The sequence below is a fragment of the Pseudomonas sp. SJZ103 genome (assembly GCF_007828335.1).
Taxonomy (GTDB): Bacteria; Pseudomonadota; Gammaproteobacteria; order Pseudomonadales; family Pseudomonadaceae; genus Aquipseudomonas.
This window is the reverse complement of the sequence record NZ_VIUN01000006.1, coordinates 66859-92981: the sequence shown is the minus strand read 5'-3', so window position 1 is coordinate 92981 and position 26123 is coordinate 66859. Positions and strand designations below refer to the sequence as shown.

Below are 26123 nucleotides of genomic sequence, written 5' to 3'. Positions count from 1 at the left end.
CGCTCGACAGCTGCTACACGAGCGTGAACGGGGGGGTTAGAAGGTTTGCCCGAGGTTCAGGTACACCGCCTTCTGATTATCATCGTTGAACCCATAGCTGAAATTCAGCGGCCCCAGCGGCGTATCAAACCCGAGGAAAATACTCGCTGCGTTGATATAGCCGCTGTCGAATTCATTGTCGTTGTTCCACGCGCGGCCGCGTTCCAGGGAGGCGCCCAGGTACAGCGGGAAATCCAGCGGCAGGTAGGAGCGCGGTGTCAGCCGGCGGTAGTACACCGCGCGCATCAAGCTGATGTTCTGCCCGGAAATCGCATCCTGGCGGAAGCCCGACAACTGCCGCGCACCGCCCAGCAGGAAGCTGGAAATCACCACGTCCGAATCATCCAGGGTGCGCCCGTAGCGACCGCCCAGTACCAGGGTGTCCGGGCCATGGCTCATGGCCTTGTCCAGCTTGAACTCCCATTGTCGATAGCGCTGGTCCGAGCCCAACCCCGGTTCGAATTCGCGAAAGGCCAGGCCAATGTCCTCGCCGCTGTGGGGGAAGTACACGTTATCCAGGGAGTCGAAGGAATACTTCAGTTCATAGAAGCCTTCGCTGAAGCTCACACTTGGCAGGTCGCGGTCGCCGATGCGCACATCCGCCTTGCCCCAGGCCTCGCCGACACCGAAGCGGATCTCGCCGCTGTTGCCGATCTGGCGTCCCACGTTCAGGCCGAAGCCGTAGCGTTCCAGGCGGTATTCGGAGATGGGGTCGTTGTCCAGGATCAGCTCGACGTTCTGTGCCTGGGCGCTGATATACGGTGCGACAAAGTAGCGCGAACCGGTGTCCATCGGCTGGTAGAACTCGCTGTAAAGCTCCTGCCGATCACCGATCTGTACCCGTGTCAGCCACTCGGCACCCAGGCGATTGATGCCGTTCATGCGGTAGCTGGCGCCGAGGTTGAAGGCGCTGTCGCCGCGCATGTCATCCGACAGGTTCAGACCCAGGCGCAGGTAGTCGGTGCCGCTGCGTTTGCCGCGCGCGCTGATCACCAGGGTGTTGTCCTGGCCCTTTTTTACCACGCGGTATTGCACCTGCTCGAAGTAATCCAGGCCATACAAGGTGCCCATGTCGGTCTGCAGGCGGCCAAGTTCCAGCGGTTGGCCCAACGGTTGGCGGATGTAGTAGCGGATCACGTCGTCGCTGACTTTCGAGTCGTTCTCCACCTTGATCGCGGTAATCACCGGGGTGCGTTCGCCCGGGGTACGCGCGGCTACCAGTTGTGGGTCGATCGGCTCGGCGGGGCGCAAATGGGCCAGGCGAACGTCGAGGGCGCGGGTGGCACGATAGCCGGCATCGATCATGTCCTTGGCGCGGCCGAAATCCGTCACGCCATAGGCGGCCAGCGGCGGCTGGATCAGTACGTCCTTGGGATGCAGGGCCTTGAGTTGTTCTTCGGAGTTGCGCCGGGTCATCAGGGTGATGGACTGGTTGAGCACATCCACCACCGTTGCCAGTTGCTTGCGTGAACGCAAGGGGGTGCCGATGTCGACCACGATGGCGATGTCCACGCCCATCTCGCGCGCCACATCCAGTGGGATGTTATCGGTCATGCCGCCATCCACCAGCAGCCGGCCATCCAACTCCACCGGGGCGAACACGGCCGGAATCGACATGCTCGCTCGGATCACCTGGGGCAGGTGGCCCTTGCTGAACACCACTTTCTCGCCAGTGGTGATGTCGGTGGCCACGGCGCGAAAGGGGATTGGCAGCTTGTCGAAATTACGCGTGTTGCTGGTATGGGCGAACATGCTTTCCAGCAACAGCGCCAGGTTCTGGCCCTGGATCACGCCAAGGGGCAGGCCGAGGCTGCCGTCATCGCGGAAGCTGAGCTTCTGCTTGACCAGGAAATCCCGGTCATCCTGCTTGCGTCGAAACGGCACGTCTTCCCGTGGCGGTGCGTCGGACAGCGCCTGTTGCCAGTCGATGCCCAGCGCCAGTTTTTCCAGTTCATCGATCTTGTAGCCCGACGCATACAGCCCGCCAATCACCGCGCCCATGCTGGTGCCGGCGATCGCGTCGATATGAATACCCTGTTCCTCGAGGGCCTTGAGCACGCCGATATGCGCCAGGCCCCGGGCGGCACCGCCGGACAGTACCAGGCCGATTTTGGGGCGAGGCGTCTCAACGGCATCGGCGACAAGAGGGAGCAGGCAAAGAAACAGGCAGGACAACAGGCGGCGCATCATGAATCTCGAGGCTGGGCGATAAAGGCCGGTATTATAGCCATCCGATCCGCTGAGCCCGTTACGCCAGGAGCCTGTCAAATTATGTCGTTGACCAAACCCGAGATCGTTATCACCTATTGCACCCAGTGCCAGTGGCTGTTGCGCGCCGCATGGTTGGCGCAGGAGCTGCTGAGTACGTTTGCCGAGGACCTGGGTAAAGTGGCGCTGGAGCCGGCGACCGGCGGGGCGTTTCGCATCACCTGCGATGGCGTGCAAATCTGGGAGCGCAAGGCGGATGGTGGATTCCCTGAAGCCAAGGTGCTCAAGCAACGGGTGCGCGACCAGATCGATCCACAGCGCGACCTGGGCCACAACGACCGTACGCAATGAAGGTCACCGCCACACCAGGACGGTGACCCCTCAGTTCACCGCTATTTTGCGGCCATCTTGCTTTTGATGAAGCCCACGACCCAGGTCAGCACCAGGCCGCCCACGCCGCCGCCGACGATATTGCTGCCGACTGCCGCCACATCCAGCGCCTCGCCGCCCGAAGTGCCGGTCAGCGCGGCGACGACCTGGCCCAGCACGAGCCCGCCGACACCACCCAGCATGGTATTGAGCCCGGTCCCCAGGCTCTGTTTGGTCATGCCGGCCAAATTGCCACCGACGGCACCGCTGATGATCTGAACCAACAAGCTGATGAACATTTCCATGATGAAACCCCTGCATCGCGTTTATGGAGTGACCACTCACGTGCAGCAACTTCAGAAAACACCCTGGCTGTCGTCGAGGAGTCTTTATCCGTTGAACGACGGCTGACTGTTGCGGATGTTTAAAGTATAGATCAGGCCGCTGCAGCGGGCTGTTTGGCCTGGCTGGCGCTGCCCATCAGCCCGGAAAGCACGATGGCGACGATGATCAACGCGCCGCCCGACAGCATGCGCAGGGTCGGCGTCTCGGCAAACAGCAGCCAGGCTACCGTGATGCCGTATACCGGCTCCATGGCGAACACCACCGAGGCGGTGCGCGCCTTGATCACCGCAAGGCTGGCGACAAACAGGCTGTGGGCCAGGCCCGTGCAGAACACCCCAAGCAGACCGATCCACAACCAATCCAGCGCGCGAACGTCCGCCAGCCCCGGCGCGGCCACGGGCAGCAGGCACACGGCGACCACCACGTTCTGGCACAGCGCTGCCTGCACGGCGGGAATCCGTCCGGAGCTGGCGCGGTTGTTCAGCGACAACAATGAGAACAGCAAGCCCGAGACAATCCCCCAAAGCAGGCCGCCCGTGGCTTCGCTGGCGAGGTTGAAGTCCGGCGTCACCAGCACCAGGCCAACGGTGACCAAGGCCACCAGCACGATTTCATTGGCGCGAATACGTTCGCGAAAGATCAGCCCTTCGAGGATCACGGTAAAGGCCGGGAATGCGGTGAACCCCAGCGTGGCGACGGCCACGCCGGCGACCTTGACGGCAATGAAGAACGTCACCCAATGCGCCGCCAGCAACACACCGCTGACCAGCAGGCGGCGCCAGTCCTGCAGCGCCAGGGTTTTCCAGGGGGCGTTGCTGGCGAAGCGTGCAAACACTGCCAGGGCAATCACGGCAAACGCGGCGCGACCGAAGACGATGATGGCCGGGGACGCGGCCGCCAACTTGCCGAAAACGCCGGTAAGGCCAAACATCAGTGCGCCGATATGCAGGGCGCCGAGGGCTGAGCGGGGAGTCATTGCGATCCTTGAACCAACGGGAGTGACAGGTTCGCAGTCTAGAGGGTGCAGGTGTGTGCGTCTGTCGTGGGACTCGCGATTTTTAGCGCAAGGCTCGCCCTATGTGGCGCGCCGCAACGCGCCGGGAGAGGCGCCAAATTCGCGCAGCATGGCGGCGGCAAAGGCACTTTGTGAGGTGTAGCCAACCCGCACGGCGATTTCACCGACGGGCAGCGGTGTCTCGCGCAGCAGGTTCAAGGCCAGTTGCAGGCGACGGCTGCGGATGTAATCCATGGGCGTCTGCCCGCACTCGGCGATAAAGCGCGCATGCAGGCGGGCCACCGACAGGCCGGCGATACGCGCCAGATCGGCGACCTGCAACGGATGCGCGACATGTTGCTGGATATGCGCATTGAATGCCGCATACGGCAGGCGACGGCCCGTTAGCGGCGGCGCCTGCGAATGATTGAGGCTGGCCAGCAACAGCACCGCACCCTGTTGGACGATCAGTGGGTCATCCACGGGGCTGTGCGCCAGCCATTGCACCAGTTGGTGTTGCCGGGAATCCAAGGCCAGGCGTGCCGGTTGATCGAGCAGGCGGCGGCTGGCGTCGGCGTGTTCGCCCAGGGAGTGCAGCAGCCAATGCTCCGTGGGCACATCCAGCACCAGGCAGCGGCTGCCATCGCGACTGCCACAGGCGTGGTGGGCGGAGAAGGGCAGCACCATCACGCTGCTTTCGCGCACCTGGCTGCCAAGGCCGTCGACTTCCAGGTCCAGGTGCCCGGACAGGCCGAACACCAACTGCGCATGGTCATGGGTGTGGGCGATGGGCGCTTCAAGGTAGTGGCGTAGCGTAAGCGACGGTCTCATCGCGGTCTCCTGGGCAGCAAGGCGCCAGTCTACAACGCTTCGCGGTCGGCGAGCGTTGTCATCAGACTGACGCACGACTGTCATGGGCTATTAATCGCCAAGGCGCAAGCTCGCGAAAACAGCGTCGAGGGATGCCCATGACCAGTGCCGAGTTCACCAAACCCAGCCGCAAGCAGCGGGTTCGTACCCTGTGGATTTCCGACGTGCACCTGGGCACCCGGGATTGCCAGGCCGAACATTTATCGCAGTTCCTCAAGGGCTACCACGCCGACAAGGTGTACCTGGTGGGGGATATCATCGACGGCTGGAAAATGCGCGGCGGTATGTATTGGCCCCAGGCCCACACCAACGTGATCCGCCGCCTGCTGACCATGGCCAAGCGCGGTACCGAAGTGATCTACGTCACCGGCAACCACGACGAGTTCCTGCGCCGCTACTCCAAGCTGATCCTGGGCAATATCCAGTTGGTGGATGAGGCGGTGCACGTGACGGCCGACGGTCGCCATCTGCTGGTGATCCACGGCGACCAATTCGATGTAATTACCCGTTACCACCGCTGGCTGGCGTTCCTGGGCGACTCGGCCTACGAGTTCACCCTCACCTTGAACCGCTGGTTAAATCACTGGCGCGCCCGCTACGGCTATGGCTACTGGTCTCTGTCGGCGTATCTGAAACACAAGGTCAAAACCGCCGTGAGCTTTATCAGCGATTTTGAAGAGGCCATCGCCCACGAAGTGACCAGGCGCGAGCTGCATGGCGTGGTGTGCGGGCATATCCACCATGCGGAGATTCGCAAGGTGGGCGAGGTGGATTACCTCAATTGCGGGGATTGGGTGGAGTCGTGCACGGCGTTGATCGAGCACTGGGACGGGAGTATCGAGTTGTATCGCTTGGCGGATGCGCAGGCGAAAGAAGCGCTGCTGAAAGCCGAGATGGTCGCCAGCTGAGGGGGGGGCTCGGTCAAAATGTGGGAGGGGGCTTGCTCCCGATGCGGGAGTGTCAGCCAATACACCTGTCACTGACCCACTGCCATCGGGAGCAAGCCCCCTCCCACATTTTCAATCCCGGTTTCGTCAGTGGGATACGTCGGCGATGGCTTCGGCCAGGAGTGTCAGGCGTGTCGCATCAATACCCGCCACGTTGGCCCGCCCCGAACTGACCATATACACGCTGTGCTTCTCGCGCAGTTGCTTCACCTGCCCGGCACTCAAACCAGTGTAGGAAAACATCCCGCGTTGCGCTCCGATGTGCGCAAACCGCTCCGATAAACCATGGGGCGCCAACGCCTCCACCAGTCCGGAACGCAACTGCGCGATTCGCGCACGCATGGCTTCGACTTCCTCGCTCCACTGCTTTTTCAGCTCGGCATCACCCAGGATCGTCGCGACCACCGCTGCGCCGTGGTCCGGCGGCGTCGACCACAGGTTGCGCGCGGTATTTGCCAACTGGCTGCGTACATCCGTCAGCTTCTCGGCGTCCGTCGCGCACACGATCAACGCGCCGACACGGTCGCGGTACAGGCCGAAGTTCTTCGAGCAGGAGCTGGTGATCAGTACTTCCGGCAGTTCAGCTGCAAACAAGCGCACCGCCCAGGCGTCCTGCTCCAGGCCGTCGCCAAAGCCCTGGTAGGCGAAGTCGATCAGCGGCAGCAACTGGCGCTCGCGCACGATCTGCAGCACCTGGCGCCAGTCATCCTGGGACAGGTCGAACCCGGTCGGGTTATGGCAGCAGGCGTGCAACAGCACCACGTCGCCTTTGGGCACGGTGGCCAGCGTCGCCAGCATCGCCGCTACATCCAGGCGATTATCCGCACCCACGTATGGGTAGTGGCTGACCTTGATCCCCGCCTTGGCAAAAATGGTTTCGTGGATTGGCCAGGTCGGATCGCTCAACCACACGCCACGGCCGGGCAAGTTGTGGGCGATGAAGTCGGCGCTCAGGCGTAGGGCGCCGGTGCCGCCAGGGGTTTGAGTCGCGCCGGCACGGTGTTCGCGCAGCAGGGCGGAGTCGGCGCCCAGTACCAGTTCGCTGATCAGTGTGCCGAAGGCTGCATCACCGTGGCCACCGATATAGGTCTTGGTCGTCTGGGTATCGACCAGGCGCTGTTCGGCGCGCTTCACCGAAGCTGGAATCGGCGTCAGGCCCTGGTCGTCTTTATACACACCTACGCCGAGGTCGAACTTGTTCGGGTTGGCGTCCTGGGCATACAGGTCCATCAAGCCGAGGATCGGGTCGCCGGGTACACGGCCTATGGCATCGAAATGCATTACTTGCGGCCCTCGGCGTCCTTGGCCACTTCGTCGGTGCGCGCGGCCATGATGAAGTCGTTGCGGTGCAGGCCCTTGATGGAGTGGCTCCACCAAGTCACGGTTACCTTGCCCCATTCGGTGAGCAGGCCCGGATGATGGCCTTCGGCTTCGGAGATTTCACCCATGGCGTTGGTAAAGGCCAGGGCGAATTTGAAGTTCTTGAACAGGAAAACCTTTTCCAGCTGCATCACGCCGTCGCGTACCTCGATGTTCCAGTCGGGGATCTGCTTGAGCAGCACCGGCAGTTCTTCATCGCTGACTTGCGGGGCATCGGCGCGGCAGGCTTCGCAGTGGGCTTGGTTCAAGGTGGTCATGGTCGGTGTCCTGAATTCGAATAGGTGAAGGTCAGTAGCGTCACCCTAAAGCAACGCTGGGCCAGGGAACAGACTCACCTGGCCTTAAACGCCACAGTTCACGCGGCTTTGGGTTTGGGGGGCCGCCTTTGGGGTAAAGAGCGGGGCGTGCAAGCCAAGCTGCATCCCGCGTTCGACCATGCCCATGATGTCTTCCTGTGCCACTTCGAACAGGCGCTTGAGGTTGGGCAGCACGAAATACAGCGGTTGCAGGATGTCGATGCGGTACGGGGTGCGCATCGCTTCCAGCGGGTCGAAGGCCTGGTGCTCGGGCTCGTCCGACAGGCAGTACACGCTTTCCTTGGGCGACGACAAAATCCCGCCACCGTAGATACGCCGACCTTCGGGGGTATCCACCAGGCCGAACTCGATGGTCATCCAGTACAGGCGCGCCAGGTACACCCGTTGCTCCTTGCTGGCCGCCAGGCCGAGCTTGCCGTAGGTGTGGGTGAATTCGGCGAACCACGGGTTGGTCAGCAGCGGGCAGTGGCCAAAGATCTCGTGGAAAATATCCGGCTCTTGCAGGTAATCCAATTCTTCGCGGGTACGAATAAAGGTCGCCACCGGGAACTGCTTGTTGGCGAGCAATTCGAAGAACGTTTGGAAGGGGATCAGCGCGGGGACGCGGGCGACCTGCCAACCGGTGGTCGCGGCCAGCACCTGGTTGATCTCGCCCAATTGCGGAATGCGATCCAGGGGCAGGCCGAGCTTGTCGATGCCGTCCAGGTATTCCTGGCACGCGCGGCCCTCGATCACTTTCAACTGGCGGGTGATCAGGGTGTTCCACACCGCGTGTTCTTCCGGCGGGTAGTGGATAAAACCTTGCGCATCGGGCTCGCGGGCCACGTAGTGCGTCTGCTTCATACGGCTCTCCTGCTAGGCATTCGTTTTTGTTATGTCCTGGGATGAGCCTATTGATACGCCTTGCGGAGCAAGATTCCATCGGCTTCAACATCGGTTATGTAGGAAAAATTACCGATTTTCGTAAAGTATTCGTTACGGTTGCGCGGCTGGTTGGCGTATTGGGCTGGGAAAAGCCCTCTAGCTGTCACATAATCTTGACGACTATCTGCGCCCAGCGACAAAAAGACGCGGCGCCTACCCACTTTTCGAGCCTTTTCATGCGTATCAAAGTGCACTGCCAGAACCGCATCGGCATCCTGCGGGACATCCTTAACCTGCTGGTGGAGTACGGCGTCAACGTTGCCAAGGGTGAGGTGGGCGGCGAGCATGGCAACGCCATTTACCTGTTCTGCCCAAACCTGGTGAACATGCAATTCCAGGCGCTGCGCCCGCAGTTTGAGGCGATTGCCGGGGTTTTTGGCGTCAAAAGGGTAGGGCTGATGCCAAGTGAACGTCGGCATATGGAACTCAATGCGCTACTCGGTGCGCTCGAGTTTCCGGTGCTGTCCATCGACATGGGCGGCTCCATTGTCGCCGCCAACCGTGCGGCCGCGCAGCTGCTCGGGGTGCGGGTGGATGAGGTGCCGGGCATTCCACTGTCGCGCTACGCCGAGGATTTCGATTTGCCGGAACTGGTGCGCGCGAGTAAATCGCGGATCAATGGCCTGCGGGTCAAGGTCAAGGGTGACGTGTTCCTGGCGGATATCGCGCCGCTGCAATCCTCCGAGCACGATGATAGCGAAGCCATGGCCGGTGCCGTATTGACCCTGCACCGCGCCGACCGCGTGGGCGAGCGCATCTACAACGTGCGCAAACAGGAGCTGCGCGGTTTTGACAGCATCTTCCAAAGCTCCAGGGTCATGGCCGCCGTGGTGCGCGAAGCCCGGCGCATGGCGCCGTTGGATGCGCCTCTATTAATAGAAGGCGAAACCGGCACCGGCAAAGAATTGTTGGCGCGCGCCTGCCACCTGGCCAGCCCACGCGGGCAATCGCCGTTGATGGCGCTCAACTGCGCCGGGCTGCCCGAGTCGATGGCCGAGACCGAATTATTCGGCTACGGCCCCGGCGCGTTTGAAGGCGCGCGGGCCGAAGGCAAGCTCGGGCTGCTGGAACTGACGGCGGGCGGTACGTTGTTTCTCGATGGCGTCGGGGAAATGAGTGCGCGTTTGCAGGTGAAATTGCTGCGCTTCCTGCAGGACGGCTGCTTTCGGCGCGTGGGCAGTGACGAAGAGGTGTACCTGGATGTGCGGGTGATTTGCGCCACCCAGGTGGACCTGTCCGAACTCTGTGCCCGTGGCGAATTCCGCCAGGACCTCTATCACCGCCTCAACGTGCTGTCCTTGCATATCCCGCCCCTGCGCGAATGCCTCGACGGCCTTGCGCCGCTGGTCGAGCACTTTCTCGACCAGGCCAGCCGGCAGATTGGCTGCCCGCTGCCCAGGCTGGCACCTGCCGCGATGGATCGCCTCAGCCACTACCACTGGCCGGGGAATGTGCGGCAGTTGGAAAACGTGCTGTTCCAGGCGGTGTCGCTGTGTGAGGGCGGGACGGTCAAGGTCGAGCACATTCGCCTGCCGGACTATGGCGTGCGCCAACCCCTTGGCGATTTTTCCCTGGAGGGCGGCTTGGAGGCGATCGTCGGGCGCTTCGAGAAGGCGGTGCTCGAGAGCCTGTATGCCGAGCACCCCAGCAGCCGGCAGTTGGGCAAGCGCCTGGGGGTGTCGCACACCACCATCGCCAATAAGTTGCGCGATTACGAAATCCTCAAGGCGGACAAATAACCAACGGCCCCTCCCGCATTGGTTCTCTGTCACCCGTAAGACGGGTACTTGCCGTAAGCGGCATAAGTCCGCCGTTTTTTCGACTATCCCCAGTCCTTAAAATCCTGCTGCCTGCCCGCAAACCCCGCCCCGCCTGGGCTTTCCCCTGTTTTTAAAAGTTGGTTCGCAAATTGCTTAAGCCTCATCAGTACAGCGGTGGGCGGCAAGCCTGCGTCAGAAAGAGGAAGAAGCGTGGACAAGTACCTTTATGTGGCAATGACCGGCGCCAGCCAGAACGCACTGGCGCAGAAGGCTCATGCCAACAACTTGGCGAACATTTCCACCAACGGTTTTCAACGTGACCTGGAACAGGCGCGTTCGATGCCGGTGTTCGGTGACAGCTTTCCGGCGCGGGCCTTTGCCATGACCGAGCGCCCAGCCACCGACTTCACGCCTGGCGCGATGATCGAGACCGGCCGTGACCTGGATGTGGCCGTTAGTGGTGACGGCTGGATGGCCGTGCAAACCCCGGACGGCGGCGAAGCCTACGTGCGCAGCGCCAGCATGAACGTCGATGCGCTGGGCGTGCTGCGGGCCGGCAACGGCATGCCGATCATGGGCAACGGCGGCCCGATTGCCGTGCCGCCCCAACAGAAGATCGAAGTGGGCGCCGACGGCACCATCAGCATCCGCGCTATGGGTGAAGGCCCACGGGTGATGGCTGAGGTGGACCGTATCAAGCTGGTCCAGCCTGACCTTAAGAACATGACCAAAGGCCTGGACGGCAGCATCCACACCAAGGATGGCCAGCCGGCACAGGCCGACGCAAACGTCACGCTGACCTCGGGCTTCCTGCAGGCGAGCAACGTCAATGCGGTGGAGGAAATGACCGCCGTATTGGCGCTTGCCAAGCAGTTCGAGCTGCACATCAAGATGATGAACAGCGCCAAGGAAGATGACCAGGCCATGACTCGCGTCATGCAGATGAGCTGACAGGCGACCACCGAATTCTAATTGTGTAACGCGGCGCCAACAAACAGGCGCGCAAAGGAGAACAGCATGCTTCCGGCTCTATGGGTTGCCAAAACAGGTCTGTCCGCCCAGGACACCAACCTGACCACCATTTCCAACAACTTGGCCAACGTGTCGACCACGGGTTTCAAACGTGACCGCGCCGAGTTCCAGGACTTGCTCTATCAGATCAAGCGCCAGCCAGGCGCCCAGTCGACTCAGGACAGCGAATTGCCGTCGGGTCTGCAACTGGGTACCGGTGTGAAGATCGTCGGCACCCAGAAGAACTTCAACGCCGGTAACCTGCAGCAGACCGGCCAACCGCTGGACATGGCAATCAACGGCAAAGGCTTCTTCCAGATCCTGCAGCCGGATGGGACCACGTCCTACACCCGTGACGGTACGTTCCACCTGGATTCCAACGGCCAGATCGTCACCGCCAACGGCTTCGCCTTGGAGCCTGCGATTGTGGTGCCAGCCGATGCGCAGACCTTCACCGTCGGCAACGATGGCACCGTTTCGATCACCGTGGCCGGCAACCCGGCGTCCCAGGTGATCGGAAATCTGCAGACCGCCGACTTCATCAACCCGGCCGGCCTGCAGGCCATGGGTGGCAATTTGTTCCTGGAAACCGCCGCCAGCGGCGCGCCGCAAATCGGCACTCCCGGCCTGAACGGTTTCGGCACCACGCTGCAAAGCACCCTGGAAACCTCCAACGTCAGCACCGTTGAAGAGATGGTCAACATGATCACTACTCAGCGCGCCTACGAGATGAACTCCAAGGTGATTTCCACCGCCGACCAGATGCTTTCGTTCGTAACGCAGAATCTGTAATCAAGTCCATGGGGCGCTCCTGAGAGCTCCTGCAACACCGTGAGGTAAGGGTCATGAATCGCTATGTTTCCGTTCTGGCATTGAGTGGGATTGCCGTGCTCGCGGGCTGTGTCGCCCCGACGCCAAAACCCAATGACCCGTACTACGCGCCGGTGTTGCCGCGCACGCCATTGCCGGCGGCGGCCAACAATGGCTCGATCTACCAGGCCGGTTTCGAACAGAACCTGTACAGCGACCGCAAGGCGTTCCGCGTGGGTGACATCATCACCATCACCCTGAACGAGCGAACCCAGGCCAGCAAGAACGCCAACTCCCAGATCGGCAAGACCAGCAAGGCAGGTCTGAGCCTGACCTCGCTGTTCGGCGCCGTACCCAACGTCAACAACCCGCTGGGCGATGGCGACCTGAGTTTGAACGCCGGCTACAGCGGCGACCGTGCCACCAACGGCAAGAGCGCGGCGGGGCAGGGCAACAGCCTGACCGGTTCGATTACTGTGACCGTCGCCGATGTATTGCCCAACGGCATCATTGCCGTGCGCGGTGAGAAGTGGATGACCCTCAACACCGGCGACGAACTGGTGCGCATTGCGGGGATGGTCCGAGCCGACGACATCTCCACCGACAACACCGTACCGTCGACGCGGATCGCCGATGCGCGCATCACTTACTCCGGCACCGGCGCTTTTGCCGATGCGAGCCAGCCGGGCTGGTTCGACCGCTTCTTCCTTAGCCCGCTGTTCCCTTTCTAGGTGGCCACTTTGAAACTCAAACAACTGATGGCTGCCGCACTCTTGCTGACGTTGAGCGCTGTCGCCCAGGCCGAGCGCCTGAAAGACATCGCCAGCATCTCCGGCGTGCGTTCCAACCAGTTGATCGGCTACGGCCTGGTGGTGGGGCTCAACGGTACGGGTGACCAGACCACCCAGACCCCGTTCACCCTGCAGACCTTCAACAACATGCTCTCGCAGTTCGGCATCAAGGTGCCGGCGGGTTCGGGCAACGTGCAGTTGAAGAACGTCGCGGCGGTGTCGATCAGTGCCGATTTGCCGGCGTTTTCCAAGCCGGGCCAGGTGGTCGACATCACGGTGTCGTCCATCGGTAACTCCAAGAGCCTTCGCGGCGGCACCCTGTTGATGACGCCGCTTAAGGGTATCGACGGCAACGTCTACGCCATCGCCCAGGGCAACCTGGTGGTGGGCGGGTTTGACGCCGAAGGTCGTGACGGTTCGAAGATCACCGTCAACGTGCCATCGGCCGGTCGGATTCCCGGCGGCGCCACGGTTGAACGCACTGTGCCGAGCGGTTTCAACCAGGGCAACAGCCTGACCCTGAACCTCAACCGTTCGGACTTCACCACCGCCAAGCGTGTGGTCGACAAGATCAACGACATGCTCGGCCCTGGCGTGGCCCAGGCCATCGACGGTGGCTCGATCCGTGTGACTGCGCCGCTGGACCCCAGCCAGCGCGTGGACTACCTGTCGATCCTGGAAAACCTGGAAGTTGATCCGGGCCAGGCGGTGGCCAAGGTCATCATCAATTCGCGTACCGGTACCATCGTGATCGGTCAGAACGTCAAGGTCTCGCCGGCGGCGGTGACCCACGGCAGCCTGACCGTGACCATCACCGAAGACCCGATCGTCAGCCAGCCTGGGCCGTTGTCCAATGGCCAGACGGCGGTGGTGCCACGCTCGCGGGTCAACGCCCAGCAAGAGGCCAAGCCGATGTTCAAGTTCGGCCCCGGCACGACCCTGGATGAGATTGTGCGTGCGGTGAACCAGGTGGGCGCAGCGCCAGGCGACTTGATGGCGATCCTCGAAGCTTTGAAGCAGGCCGGCGCGTTGCAAGCCGACCTGATCGTGATTTAAGGCCATGGCCATGGACATGCGTAACAGCGGCCTGACCAGTACGGCGGATTCGGGTTCGTATTCCGACTTGAATCGCCTGAACCAACTGAAAGTCGGCGACAAGAACAGCGAAGGCAATATGCGCAAGGTGGCGCAGGAATTCGAGTCGCTGTTCTTGAACGAGATGCTCAAATCCATGCGTTCGGCCACCGACGCCCTGGGCAAGGACAACCCGCTGAACACCCCGGCGGCCAAGCAGTACCAGGAAATGTACGACCAGCAACTGGCGGTCTCGCTGTCCCGCGAGGGCGGTGGTATCGGCCTGGCCGATGTGCTGATGCGCCAGATGCAGAAGAACAAGCCGGTGGACGCCCAGGCGGCCACCTTGCAGGGCCCGGCGGCGGCCGAGGCCGTCAAGAAAGTCGATGTGCCGACGCAAATTGCCGCCGGTACCCAGGCCGAGGGCCCGCTGGGGCGTTCCAATGGCCAGCGTCCACTGTGGGCCTATCGCGTGGCGGAGCCCCAGGCGGGCGCCGCTGCGACCCACAGCAACGACATCGCACTGATGAACCAGCGCCGTATCGCCTTGCCGAGCAAGCTCACCGATCGCCTGCTCGCCGGTATCGTGCCGAGCACCGACACCACGACCGTTGCCCAGGCGGCGCCGCTGCGTAACAACGCGGCCGCCGACAATGTGGTCAACAGCACCGCGCGCACATTTGCCGTACCGAGCGGGCGCATGCAGGTCTACGGCCGCGCGGTGGCCCAGCCGCCATTGGCGCCGGTGAAGAAGGCGTTCAGCTCCCAGGACGAATTTGTCGCGACCATGTTGCCGATGGCTAAGGCGGCGGCCGCGCGTATCGGTGTCGATCCGAAGTACCTGGTGGCCCAGGCCGCCCTGGAAACCGGTTGGGGCAAGTCGGTGATGCGCGCCGAAGATGGCAGCAGCAGCCACAACCTGTTCGGCATCAAGGCCGGCCAGAGTTGGCAGGGCGGCCAGGCCCGCGCGATCACCAGCGAGTTTCGTGATGGGGCGATGGTCAAGGAAACGGCGCAGTTCCGTTCTTACGACTCCTACCAGGACAGCTTCCATGACCTCGTGACATTGCTGCAAAGCAATGATCGCTATAAAGAAGTTGTGAAATCGGCCGATAACCCCGAACAGTTTGTACGCGAGTTGCAAAAAGCCGGGTACGCCACCGACCCGGCCTATGCCAGCAAGATTTCGCAGATCGCAAAAACCATGAACAGTTACCAGAATTACGCTGCCGCTGGCGCGACCACTCATTTATAAGGTCTGAACCATGAGTTTGCTCAACATCGGGATGTCAGGGCTTAACGCCGCTCAAGGATCGTTGTCGGTCTTGAGTAATAACATTGCCAACGCCAATACCGCGGGCTATTCGCGTCAGCAGACTACCCAGAGCGCGAATGCGTCGAACCAATATGGCGGCGTGTTCATCGGCAGCGGCACCACCCTGGCCGACGTGCGCCGGGTGTACAACGAATACCTGGACACCGCCTACCAGAACAGCACTTCGCTCAACAGTGATGCCAAGGCTTACCTGGATCAGGTCAGTGCCGTCGACAAGACCCTGTCGGACAAGACCACCGGCATGTCGGCCGTACTCAGCTCGTTCTTCGCTGCTGTGCAGACCGCCTCGGCGAACCCCAACGATACCTCGGCCCGCCAGATCCTGCTCACGAACGCCCAGACGCTGAGCAACCGGTTCAACGCGATCTCCACGCAGTTGAGCCAGCAGAAAGAAACAATCAACGGCCAGTTGAGCTCAATGAGCGATCAGGTCAACCAACTGACATCGTCGATTGCCTCTCTCAACAAGCAGATTGTCCAGGTTCAGGGTTCTTCGAACACCACCCCGGCCAACCTGCTGGACGCCCGCGCCGAAGCCGTGCGTTCGCTCAATGAGTTGATCGGCGTGACTGCCACCGAAAAGAACGGTGTGTTCAGTGTCAGCACCGGTAGCGGCCAATCCCTTGTGCTGGGTGATCGCTCCAGCACGATTTCCGCCGTACCGAGCAAGAGCGACGCCAGCCAGTACACGATCCAGCTCAATGCGGGCGGCGGGACGACGTTGGACCTGGGTAACGTGATCAGCGGTGGCAGCATTGGCGGCCTGTTGCGCTATCGCAGCGACGCGTTGATTCCTGCGATCAATGATCTGGGGCGCATCGCGATTGCCACCGCTGATACGGTCAACAGCCAACTGGGCCAGGGCCTGGACCTCAATGGCGAATTCGGCGCCTCGATGTTCACCGACATCAACAACGCAGCCTCGGTTGCCCTGCGTAGCCTGGCTGCCCAGGGCAACCTGGGCGACGGCGCCCTGGGCGTGACGATCAAGGACAGCACTCAGCTGACCAACTTCGATTACAAGGTCAGCTTCAACGACGGCGCCGATCTCAACAAGGCAACGGTACTGCGTTCCGACGGCAAGGCCATGGGCACCTATGACCTCAGTGCCACGCCGCCGCCGGTCATCGACGGGTTCACCCTGGCGGTCAAGAGCGGTGCGGTGCAAGCCGGTGACAGCTTCAAGGTCAGCCCCACCGCCAACGGCGCCAAGGAAATCGGCACGGTCCTCAGCGACCCGAGCAAGATTGCCTTTGCCGCGCCGTTGCAGGGCGAGGCCGGCAAGACCAACGAGGGCACCGGCACCTTCACGCCGCCGACGCTCACCGTGCCCCTGGACATACAGGGCGGTGCCGATACGGCACAACTGCGTACAGGCATCGAGTACTCGATGCCGGTGAAGATGGTTTTCGGTAAACCGGCGGCCGATGGCACCCAGCCCTACACGCTGAGTAACGCCCAGGGTGATCCCATCGGCTCCGGCACTATCATTCCGGGGCAAGCCAACAAAATCAGCATCAGCGTGCCAATGCGTGATGCCAGCGGTGCCTTGGTGTCGCCAGCCAAGAGCTTCAGTTTCGACACTACGGTGGGCGGTTCGCCGGCCAACGGCGACGGCACCTCGTTCTCGTTCAATGCCACCGGCAAGTCCGACAATCGCAACGCCCAGGCACTGCTCGACCTGCAGACCAAGGCAACCGTAGGCCTGGCGGCCGATGGCAGTGGCGGTACCAGCCTGGTGGGCGCCAACAGCAAGTTGGTTTCCACCGTCGGCGCCAAAGCCGCCTCGGCCGGCACTGACAACACCGCTACCGGTGCGCTGCTGGCCGCCAACAAGAACGCGCGCAACTCCGTATCCCAGGTCAACCTGGATGAAGAGGCGGGCGATATGATCAAGTTCCAGCAGTACTACACGGCGTCGTCGCAGATCATCAAGGCTGCGCAAGAAACCTTCAGCACGCTGATCAATAGTCTTTAAGGGAGTCTGGGACGATGCGCATTTCTACACAGCAGTATTACGACACCAGTGCCGTCAAGTATCAGAACAACTATTCCAGCGTTGTGAAGGCCCAGGAACAGGCGAGCTCCGGCGTGCGTGTACAGACCGCTGCGGATGATCCGGTTGCCGCCCAGCGCTTGCTGATGCTGCAACAGCAAAAAGACATGCTGGCCCAGTACAGCGGCAACATCACCAGCATTCAAAATACGCTGACGAACGAAGAAAGCGTGCTGGATGCGATCAATACCACGATCCAGGCCGGCAGCCAGTTGGCGCTGCGCGCGGGTGGCGTGACCAGTGATGCTGACCGCAAGTCCATTGCGGTCGAGGTGGGCGCGCTTGAAAATCAGCTGCTGGGTTTGCTCAACAGCAAGGATGCGGCGGGCAACTATCTGTTCTCCGGTTCCAAGACCGACACGCCGCCGTATTCGCGCAATAACGATGGTACTTATAGCTATCGGGGCGACGAGAATGAGCTGAGCCTGCAGGTCTCCGAGACGCTGAAGGTGCGCACCAGCGACACAGGCAAGACCATCCTGGAAGGGGCTGTCAACGCCAGCCGCACCCAGTCCACCTACACGACGCCTGCGACGGTGGATGACCACAAGGTCGCGATCTCTGCTGGCCTGGTAACGTCGGGGATCGACTACACCAAGCAGTTTGCCGACGGCCAGCCCTACAAGGTGACTTTTACCAGCAGCACACAGTACGTTGTGACCGACAAGGACAACAACGACATTACCTCGCAGCTTCCAGGTAATGGCACGTTCGACTCCACCAAGGAAGGCAGCGCCAGTATCAATGTGCGCGGGGTCAAATTCGATATCACCGCAGACCTCACCGGCGTGGCCACCGGGCCGGATGCCGATGCGTTGGTCGCAGGGCGCGAGTTCACCCTGGCCGCCAAGCCGGACGCGTTCAATGTCTCTCGCACCGCAAGCAACACTTCGGCGGCGCAACTGACCAATGCCCGCGTCAGCAGTGCAGCCGACTACTCCAGTACGTTTCCCAACAGCGGCGTACTGATCAAGTTCGACGATGTCGACCCGACTGCTTATAAGGTGTATGCCCAGCCGTATACCCCCGACAGCAAGCCGATTGTCGATAATGGCGTGATCGTCAGCGGTACGCCGCCAGCCAAGGACACGATCACCGCCGCGGGTGTCACCTTCGAGTTGAGCGGTACGCCGAGCACCGGCGATCAGTTTTCGGTCGGTAACACCACCCAGAGAACCCAGAACGCCCTCGACACCCTGAGCCAGCTGCGGCAGGCCCTGGAGCAGCCGGCGGATGGTATCCCCGGTGCGCGGGTCAAGCTTCAGGACGCCTTGAACGCCGCCGTCAGTAACCTGACCAACTCGGCCGATCAGGTGGACAACGTGCGTGGCTCCATCGGTGCGCGACAGAATGCACTCACAGTGCAGTCCAGTGAAAACACCAGTGTCGGCCTGGCCAACAAGACCACGATGAGTGACCTGGCCAACATCGACATGGGCGAGGCGGCGATCAACCTGACCCTCCAGCAAACCATGCTGGAAGCCTCGCAACTGGCATTCGTAAAAGTCTCGCAGTTGAGCCTGTTCAACAAGATGTAAGCGGTGCCAAGTCAAGCGGCCCGCTCTGGAAACAGGGCGGGCCGCTGTCGTTTCCGGGGGTTAATTGTTTGAAGGTTTTGCACAAACCACACAAAATTGAGTGACCTGCGAGTCATAAAGCGCATCTTCACTGTATCGTGTGAAAAGGATAAGTCGTCACAGGGTCCTTGCGGGGCGGCTTTCAGCGAGATTTTTATGGGGTTATCCCCTTTATTGTCAGCACTCCGGGCGCATGCCCTGGGGTGTTCTCCAGCTATTTAGTATTGGGAAGCCACAATGATTGGCATAAAAAGCATCGCCAGTTACGTGCCGGCAGACGGGATCGATAACTACGCCCAGGGTGCCAAGTTCGCCAAGGATGAAGAATTCATCATCGGCAAGATCGGCTCGGCGTTCCTGCCGCGCAAGGAAGCCGCGCAGGAAACCTCCGATCTGTGTGTCGAGGCGGTCAACGCGTTGTTTGCCAATAACCCGGATTTGAAGCGCGAGTCCATCGATGCACTGATCGTCGTCACCCAGAACGGCGATGAAGAGGGTTTGCCCCATACGGCCGCGATCGTTCAGGACAAACTGGGCCTGCCCACGCATGTGGCGGCGTTTGATATTTCCCTGGGCTGCTCCGGCTACGTCTATGGCATCTACGCGATGAAGGGCTTCATGGAAGCCACCGGCCTGAAAAACGGCCTGTTGGTCACCGCCGACCCGTATTCGAAGATCGTCGACCCGGAAGACCGCAACACCACCATGCTGTTCGGCGATGCCGCCACCGCCACCTGGATGGGCGAAGATGCGCCGTGGTTGCTGGGCAAGTCCAAGTTCGGCACCGACGGTTCCGGCGCACCGCACCTCAAGGTCAGCGATGGCGTGTTCTTCATGAACGGCCGCCAGGTATTCAACTTCGCCTTGCTCAAGGTGCCGGCGCATTTGCACGAGCTGCTCAACGAGTCGGATCTCAAGGCCGATGAGATCGATGCATTCTGCATTCACCAGGGCAGTGCGGCAATTGTCGACGCCGTGGCCCGCCGTTTCGAAGACGCGCCGGTGGAGAAGTTCATCAAGGACATGGTCGAGACCGGCAACACCGTGTCGTCGAGTATTCCGTTGCTGCTGGAAAAGCATGTGATGGACGCCACCTGGAAGCGCGTGGCAATCAGCGGTTTTGGTGTGGGCCTGTCGTGGGGATCGGCGATTCTCTATCGTCCGTGACCCTATAAGCGCTCATATAAAGAAACGCCGATGATCGAAAGCTCATCGGCGTTTTTTATTTGACGCCAGAAAACCCAATGAAATAAGGCTTTGGGGCCGTCGTAAACCCTTGAATTGCAAGGGGTGGCCCCGCGCCATTAAAAAAATCAAAAAAAATCCTCAAGCAACCGGCTACCACGACGATAACTATTACGTAGGTTCTCAGGCCACACCCGGCGGTTGCCAGGGCCGGAAGCCGCAGTATCCATCCAACGAGGATTTCGTCATGGCTTTAACAGTAAACACCAACATTGCTTCGATCACTACTCAGGGCAACCTGAACAAAGCCGGCGGCGCCCTGGCCACCTCCATGCAGCGCCTGTCTTCCGGCCTGCGTATCAACAGCGCTAAAGACGACGCTGCTGGCCTGCAGATCGCTAACCGCCTGACCAGCCAAATCAACGGCCTGGGCCAAGCTGTAAAAAACGTGAACGACGGTATCTCCATCGCTCAGACCGCTGAAGGCGCGATGCAGGCTTCGACCGACATCCTGCAAAAAATGCGTACCCTGGCTCTGTCTTCCGCTACTGGCTCCCTCAGCGCTGACGACCGTAAGTCGAACAACGATGAATACCAAGCTCTGACTTCGGAACTGACCCGTATCTCGCAAACCACTACTTTCGGTGGCCAGAAGCTGCTGGACGGTTCGTACGGTACCAAAGCTATCCAGGTTGGCGCTAACGCTAACGAAACCATCAACCTGAGCCTGGAAAACGTTGCAGCCAACAACATTGGTTCGCAGCAGGTCAAAACCAAGGCCATCGTGCCTAGCGCAACTGGCCTGGCTGGCGGCGACATCACTGTTACCGGCAACGGTCAGACCAAAACCGTAACTTACGCTGCAGGCGCTTCGGCTAAAGACATCGCTGCGGGCCTGAACGGTTCGATCGGTGGCCTGACCGCTACCGCCAGCACTGAAGTCAAACTGGAAGTAGGCGCTGCCACTCCGTCGAACTTCAAACTGGCTGTAGGTAGCGGTAATGCTGTTGATTTCGTCGGCGTGAAGGACCTGGCCGGCCTGGCTGACCAGCTGAAATCGAACGCTGCCAAACTGGGCATCAGCGTTAACTACGACGAATCCAACAAAACCCTGTCGGTTAAGTCGGATTCCGGCGAAAACCTGTCGTTCTCTGGTGCTGATGCCAACGCCCAGACCAACATCCTGGTTGGCGCTAAAGATGGCGCTGGCGCATTCGCCACCCCGGCTGCTCTGGGTGCTCCTGCAATCGTTGTGACCGGTCAGGTTTCCCTGGATTCGGCTAAAGGCTACTCCCTGAGCGACGCTGCTACTGGTGTATCGGACTTGTTCTCGGCTGCTACCGTTTCGTCGACCAAGACCACCATCTCTAACACCGACGTGACCGACGCTACCAACGCTCAAAACGCGCTGGCTGTTATCGACAAGGCCATCGGCACCATTGACGGCGTTCGTTCGGGCCTGGGTGCTACTCAGAACCGTCTGACTACCACTGCAGACAACCTGCAGAACATTCAGAAGAACTCCACCGCTGCACGTTCCACCGTTCAGGACGTCGACTTCGCTTCCGAAACCGCCGAACTGACCAAGCAACAAACCCTGCAGTCGGCTTCCACCGCGATCCTGTCGCAGGCTAACCAGCTGCCATCCGCTGTACTGAAGCTGCTTCAGTAATCCCAGCGCTTGGTAACTAACGGAAGGGTGCGTCTACGTGCCCTTCCGTTTTTTCGGTTTAGAGGAGATTGGACATGGACATGAGTGTAAAGCTGAACCAGTCTTATCCGCCGGTTGCACCTCAAAGCGCACCTGCTCAGGTGACGGCCAACAAAAGCGTCAACAGCAAGGTCCAGGAAACACCGGCCGCAGGCAAAGAGCCGGAACGTGCCGACCTGGAAAAAGCTGTAACCGATATTCGCGAATTCGTTCAAGCTGCCCAGCGCAGCCTGGATTTTTCCATTGATGATTCGACCCATCGGGTCGTGGTCAAAGTGATTGCCACCGACAGCGGTGAAGTAATCCGTCAGATTCCGTCGGAAACGGCCTTGAAACTGGCGCAGAACCTATCCAGCGCAAGCAATGTGTTGTTTAACGACAAGGCGTGAGCTGGCATGAAACTTGTTGCTGTCAGATCTTGAGGCGTAAATAAGTCAAGATAGCGGCAGCCACCGAACAGGAGATAGATGATGGCGGGTTCAACGGTAAGTGGTATCGGTTCGAACATCGATACGCAAGCGATCGTGACATCCTTGGTTAACGCCGAAAAGGTGCCCAAGCAAACGCAGATCAATACCGCGTCCGCGAAAGCGACCACCACGCTGTCTTCGATCGGCAAGGTTCAGGCAGCGCTGGATGCGTTTCGTAACGCCCTGGACACCATGTCCAAGGACAGTAGCTTCACCGGTTTGAGCGGTTCGTCGTCGGATGAAAAGACCGCGACCATGACGGCCAGCAATACGGCCTCGAACGGCAGCTTCCGGTTGATCGTCGACCAGTTGGCCCAGGCGTCCAAGCTGTCGAGCAAGAACTTCAGCGGTGGCACTTCGACGGTTGTCAACGCGACGGATAAGCCGACCACGTTGACCATCAGTCAGTCCGGCAAGGCTTACGGCCTCAGCGTTCCAGCCGGCGCGACCCTGCAGCAGGTACGTGACTCGATCAATACGCAGTTTGGCACGTCGGGGCTGAGTGCCAACATCCAGACCGATTCCAACGGTTCTCGATTGATCCTGACCTCTACCAATATGGGGACGGGCTCGGACCTCACGCTGTCTGGCACCTCGGGGCTGGATGTGGACGCCACGGTCGTTGATTATCCCAAGGATGCGCAATACAGCATTGATGGGGTTGCGTCTGTGTCCAAGTCCAACACCATCACTGGTGCTCTTAGTGGCGTGGATATCAAGCTGGTAGCAGCGTCGACTTACAAAACGGGCAGTGAGGTTGAAAAGAACGCCACGCTCATCACCGTCAGCACCAACAACACCGCGCTCAAGTCCGGGGTCAAGGGGTTCATTGACACCTACAACGCCCTGATCACAGCGATGAACGCCGAAACCAAGGTCACCACGAACCTGGACGGCAGCACCACTGCGGCAGCGTTGACGGGTGACTCGACCATGCGTTCGTTGCAGAGCACGATCCGCAATGAGTTCAACACGCTGTCGGGCAACGGGGCCTTCAAGTCCCTGGCTCAGTTCGGCGTGACCACCAGTTCGACCACTGGTCTGCTGGCGATTGATGACAAAAAGTGGGACGCGGCGGTTAAAACCAACGGCGCCGACATCAACAGTATGTTCAGCGGTAAAGACGGCATGCTGGCGCGGATGAAAAGTGCCACGGATGACTTTGCCAAGGCAAGTACAGGTGTTCTGGCAACACGTTCTGCTTCTCTGTCCGAGAGTCTCAAGGACCTGACCAAGCAACAGTCCTCGCTCGACGAGCGCATGACCCTGCTCACCAACAGCCTCTCCGCCAAATACAACGCCATGGATACCCTGGTCGCGCAATTGCGCCAGCAAAGCACCAGTGTCATGACTACGCTCAATGCGTTGAACAATCCCAAGACCAATAATTGATCGCAGCCTGCGATAAAGGCCAGGCAAACTGCCTGGCCTTTTTTTATCGGAGCACGACTGGCCCTAAAGCTTTTTGCGGGTCAGTCGACATATTGGTTACTAGAATCCTTTTCGCTGTCGCCTGTCACGAGGTAGAAACATGAATCCCATGAGAGCCCTTCGCCAATACCAGAAGGTCAATTCCCATGCCCAGATCTCCGAAGCCAGCCCGCATCGTCTGGTGCAGATGCTGATGGAAGGCGGGCTGGACCGCATGGCCCAGGCCAAAGGTGCACTGGCTCGTGGTGACATCGCGCAGAAGGGCCTGATGCTGGGCAAGGCCATCGATATCGTGATCGGCCTGCGTGACGGCCTGGATGCAGCAAAGAGTGATAACCCGGCTTACGTCCAGCAGTTGGAAAGTTTGTATGCATATATGACCAACCGACTGATGGAAGCGAACCTGCATAACGACGCCGACATGATCGACGAAGTGGCGCGTTTGCTGATCACCGTAAAAGAAGGCTGGGACGCTATCGCGGCGCCACAGGCAGCAGCAGAATAAGGCCATCGGCCTTGAGGAACACGTCATGAGCCAAGCACTGCAACGCATTGATGAAACCCGTGAAGCGCTGATCGGCGCGCTGGCAGACCGTAACTGGGACGCCATTGGCGAGCTGGACATGGGCTGTCGCAACGTGATCGACGAGGTGCTCAGCGAAGCACCGGTGGATGAGGATGCGTTGCGTGAAAAGCTTGAGAGCCTGCTGGCGGTTTACCAGCAGTTGCTTGAGGTGACGACAGGCGAGCGCCAGGCGATTTTTGAAGAGATGTCGCAGATCAACCAAGCGAAAAATGCGTCAAAGGTTTACCATCTGTTCGGTTGAACAGTCGCAGTTAATCCTACCGGTGCGTCATAAATTTGACCGTACCAGCTTTTTTGACTTAACTAGTGCTGTTTTCAGATTTCAGACGTCTAGTAAGGTAAGAAGTCTTACAGGCGCCTCGATTGCCCACAATCTCGGGGCAGGAAGTTTTACTAGGGAAGTTGCTATTGCATGTGGCGTGAAACCAAAATTCTGCTGATCGATGACGATAGCGTCCGCCGCCGCGACTTGGCGGTGATTTTGAATTTTCTTGGCGAAGAAAATCTGCCCTGCGGCAGCCATGATTGGCAGCAGGTGTCCAGCTCGTTGTCGTCGAGCCGTGAAGTCATTTGTGTGCTGATCGGGACGGTAAACGCTCCAGGTGGTGTTTTGGGCTTGTTAAAGACACTGTCTACCTGGGATGAGTTCCTTCCGGTGTTGCTAATCGGTGATATTTCTTCTGTCGAGCTGCCGGAAGACCAGCGCCGCCGCGTGCTTTCCAGCCTGGAAATGCCCCCCAGCTACAGCAAATTGCTTGATTCCCTGCACCGTGCCCAGGTCTATCGCGAGATGTACGACCAGGCCCGCGAGCGCGGTCGCCACCGCGAGCCCAACCTGTTCCGCAGCCTGGTCGGCACCAGCCGTGCCATCCAGCACGTGCGCCAGATGATGCAGCAGGTGGCCGATACCGACGCCAGCGTGCTGATCCTCGGCGAGTCGGGCACCGGCAAGGAAGTGGTCGCGCGCAACCTGCACTACCACTCCAAGCGCCGCGACGGGCCTTTTGTGCCGGTCAACTGCGGGGCGATCCCGGCAGAGCTGCTCGAAAGCGAACTGTTCGGCCACGAGAAGGGCGCCTTTACTGGGGCGATCACCAGCCGTGCCGGGCGTTTCGAGCTGGCCAACGGCGGCACCCTGTTCCTCGACGAAATCGGCGACATGCCGCTGCCGATGCAGGTCAAGCTGCTGCGCGTATTGCAGGAGCGCACCTTCGAGCGCGTGGGCAGCAACAAGACCCAGAGCGTCGACGTGCGCATCATCGCCGCAACCCACAAGAACCTCGAAAGCATGATCGAGGTCGGCAGCTTCCGCGAAGACCTGTACTACCGCCTCAATGTATTCCCTATCGAGATGGCCCCGTTGCGTGAGCGCGTGGAGGACATCCCGCTGCTGATGAACGAACTGATCTCGCGCATGGAACACGAAAAGCGCGGTTCGATCCGCTTCAACTCGGCCGCAATCATGTCCCTGTGCCGCCACGGCTGGCCGGGCAACGTCCGTGAGCTGGCCAACCTGGTGGAACGCATGGCGATCATGCATCCCTACGGTGTGATCGGCGTGGTCGAGCTGCCGAAGAAATTCCGCTACGTCGACGACGAAGACGAGCAACTGGTCGACAGTCTGCGCAGCGACATGGAAGAACGGGTCGCCATCAACGGCCACACCCCGGACTTCGGCTCCACCGCCATGTTGCCGCCTGAAGGCCTGGACTTGAAGGACTACCTCGGCAACCTGGAGCAGGGGCTGATCCAGCAGGCCCTGGACGACGCCAACGGCATCGTCGCCCGTGCCGCCGAGCGCCTGCGCATCCGTCGAACCACCCTGGTGGAGAAGATGCGCAAGTACGGAATGAGCCGCAAAGACGGTGATGAACAGGCAGATGATTGACGCCTGTTTTCCAAACCGCTGATATTTCAGCGGTTTTTTTTCGG

At 60.4% G+C, this 26123-nt stretch carries 24 protein-coding genes; 17 read left to right on the top strand and 7 right to left on the bottom strand.

Features of this window, described 5'->3' with window-relative positions; genetic code table 11:
* Positions 1-36 precede the first annotated feature (36 nt).
* Entirely contained in the window at positions 37-2226 is a 2190-nt protein-coding gene (locus tag FBY10_RS15350) for a patatin-like phospholipase family protein (protein WP_145336978.1), read from the bottom strand.
* 84 nt (positions 2227-2310) lie between these two features.
* Between FBY10_RS15350 and FBY10_RS15345 the strand changes: the two genes are divergently transcribed.
* Positions 2311-2598, top strand: a complete 288-nt coding sequence (locus FBY10_RS15345) for a SelT/SelW/SelH family protein (protein ID WP_131698594.1) — start codon at positions 2311-2313, stop codon at positions 2596-2598.
* 41 nt (positions 2599-2639) lie between these two features.
* Here FBY10_RS15345 and FBY10_RS15340 read toward each other — a convergent pair whose 3' ends face one another.
* The 3 genes from FBY10_RS15340 to FBY10_RS15330 all read right to left on the bottom strand — a co-directional run bounded on the left by FBY10_RS15340 (position 2640) and on the right by FBY10_RS15330 (position 4786).
* Entirely contained in the window at positions 2640-2921 is a 282-nt protein-coding gene (locus tag FBY10_RS15340) for a hypothetical protein (protein WP_027603827.1), read from the bottom strand.
* Positions 2922-3052: 131 nt separating this feature from the next.
* Complete coding sequence (locus FBY10_RS15335) at positions 3053-3937, bottom strand: DMT family transporter (protein ID WP_145336977.1); 885 nt, start codon at positions 3935-3937, stop codon at positions 3053-3055.
* 99 nt (positions 3938-4036) lie between these two features.
* Positions 4037-4786, bottom strand: a complete 750-nt coding sequence (locus FBY10_RS15330) for an AraC family transcriptional regulator (protein WP_145336976.1) — start codon at positions 4784-4786, stop codon at positions 4037-4039.
* 137 nt (positions 4787-4923) lie between these two features.
* Between FBY10_RS15330 and FBY10_RS15325 the strand changes: the two genes are divergently transcribed.
* Positions 4924-5733: a UDP-2,3-diacylglucosamine diphosphatase gene (locus tag FBY10_RS15325; RefSeq protein ID WP_027603830.1), complete on the top strand. Its 810-nt coding sequence runs from the start codon at positions 4924-4926 to the stop codon at positions 5731-5733.
* Between the two features lie 126 nt (positions 5734-5859).
* Here FBY10_RS15325 and FBY10_RS15320 read toward each other — a convergent pair whose 3' ends face one another.
* From FBY10_RS15320 to phhA, 3 genes are all read right to left on the bottom strand, one after another.
* Positions 5860-7053: an amino acid aminotransferase gene (locus FBY10_RS15320; protein ID WP_145336975.1), complete on the bottom strand. Its 1194-nt coding sequence runs from the start codon at positions 7051-7053 to the stop codon at positions 5860-5862.
* A complete protein-coding gene (locus FBY10_RS15315) occupies positions 7053-7409 on the bottom strand; it encodes a 4a-hydroxytetrahydrobiopterin dehydratase (RefSeq protein WP_010208721.1) in 357 nt (118 codons plus the stop codon). The genes FBY10_RS15320 and FBY10_RS15315 overlap by 1 nt, the downstream gene beginning before the upstream one ends.
* A gap of 84 nt (positions 7410-7493) precedes the next feature.
* Positions 7494-8312, bottom strand: a complete 819-nt coding sequence (phhA, locus tag FBY10_RS15310; RefSeq protein ID WP_131698589.1) for a phenylalanine 4-monooxygenase — start codon at positions 8310-8312, stop codon at positions 7494-7496.
* A gap of 257 nt (positions 8313-8569) precedes the next feature.
* Here phhA and FBY10_RS15305 point away from each other — a divergent pair, with 257 nt between their 5' ends.
* From FBY10_RS15305 to FBY10_RS15235, 15 genes are all read left to right on the top strand, one after another.
* Positions 8570-10132 carry a sigma-54-dependent transcriptional regulator gene (locus FBY10_RS15305; RefSeq protein ID WP_131698588.1) on the top strand — a complete coding sequence of 521 codons (1563 nt, stop codon included), beginning with the start codon at positions 8570-8572 and terminating at the stop codon, positions 10130-10132.
* A gap of 231 nt (positions 10133-10363) precedes the next feature.
* Positions 10364-11104, top strand: coding sequence for a flagellar basal body rod protein FlgF (locus tag FBY10_RS15300; protein ID WP_131698587.1), 741 nt, complete (start codon positions 10364-10366; stop codon positions 11102-11104).
* Positions 11105-11170: 66 nt separating this feature from the next.
* Positions 11171-11956: a flagellar basal-body rod protein FlgG gene (gene flgG, locus FBY10_RS15295; protein ID WP_131698586.1), complete on the top strand. Its 786-nt coding sequence runs from the start codon at positions 11171-11173 to the stop codon at positions 11954-11956.
* 53 nt (positions 11957-12009) lie between these two features.
* Positions 12010-12705, top strand: coding sequence for a flagellar basal body L-ring protein FlgH (flgH, locus tag FBY10_RS15290; RefSeq protein ID WP_131698585.1), 696 nt, complete (start codon positions 12010-12012; stop codon positions 12703-12705).
* A 27-nt stretch (positions 12706-12732) separates the two neighbouring features.
* Positions 12733-13821, top strand: coding sequence for a flagellar basal body P-ring protein FlgI (locus tag FBY10_RS15285; RefSeq protein ID WP_131698736.1), 1089 nt, complete (start codon positions 12733-12735; stop codon positions 13819-13821).
* Between the two features lie 4 nt (positions 13822-13825).
* On the top strand, positions 13826-15094 hold the full coding sequence (gene flgJ, locus FBY10_RS15280) for a flagellar assembly peptidoglycan hydrolase FlgJ (protein ID WP_145336974.1): 1269 nt from the start codon (positions 13826-13828) through the stop codon (positions 15092-15094).
* 10 nt (positions 15095-15104) lie between these two features.
* Entirely contained in the window at positions 15105-17153 is a 2049-nt protein-coding gene (gene flgK, locus FBY10_RS15275; RefSeq protein WP_131698583.1) for a flagellar hook-associated protein FlgK, read from the top strand.
* Positions 17154-17167: 14 nt separating this feature from the next.
* On the top strand, positions 17168-18769 hold the full coding sequence (locus FBY10_RS15270) for a flagellar hook-associated protein 3 (protein WP_131698582.1): 1602 nt from the start codon (positions 17168-17170) through the stop codon (positions 18767-18769).
* 276 nt (positions 18770-19045) lie between these two features.
* Positions 19046-19975 (top strand): ketoacyl-ACP synthase III, encoded by a 930-nt coding sequence (locus FBY10_RS15265; protein WP_131698581.1) that lies wholly within the window; start codon positions 19046-19048, stop codon positions 19973-19975.
* Between the two features lie 265 nt (positions 19976-20240).
* Positions 20241-21665, top strand: a complete 1425-nt coding sequence (locus FBY10_RS15260; protein ID WP_131698580.1) for a flagellin — start codon at positions 20241-20243, stop codon at positions 21663-21665.
* A 74-nt stretch (positions 21666-21739) separates the two neighbouring features.
* Positions 21740-22093, top strand: coding sequence for a flagellar protein FlaG (locus tag FBY10_RS15255; RefSeq protein ID WP_145336973.1), 354 nt, complete (start codon positions 21740-21742; stop codon positions 22091-22093).
* 81 nt (positions 22094-22174) lie between these two features.
* A complete protein-coding gene (gene fliD, locus FBY10_RS15250) occupies positions 22175-23566 on the top strand; it encodes a flagellar filament capping protein FliD (RefSeq protein ID WP_145336972.1) in 1392 nt (463 codons plus the stop codon).
* 139 nt (positions 23567-23705) lie between these two features.
* Positions 23706-24110 carry a flagellar export chaperone FliS gene (gene fliS / locus FBY10_RS15245; protein ID WP_131698577.1) on the top strand — a complete coding sequence of 135 codons (405 nt, stop codon included), beginning with the start codon at positions 23706-23708 and terminating at the stop codon, positions 24108-24110.
* A gap of 25 nt (positions 24111-24135) precedes the next feature.
* Complete coding sequence (gene fliT / locus FBY10_RS15240) at positions 24136-24432, top strand: flagellar protein FliT (RefSeq protein ID WP_027603846.1); 297 nt, start codon at positions 24136-24138, stop codon at positions 24430-24432.
* Positions 24433-24603: 171 nt separating this feature from the next.
* Positions 24604-26079 carry a sigma-54 dependent transcriptional regulator gene (locus tag FBY10_RS15235; RefSeq protein ID WP_131698576.1) on the top strand — a complete coding sequence of 492 codons (1476 nt, stop codon included), beginning with the start codon at positions 24604-24606 and terminating at the stop codon, positions 26077-26079.
* Positions 26080-26123: the final 44 nt, after the last annotated feature.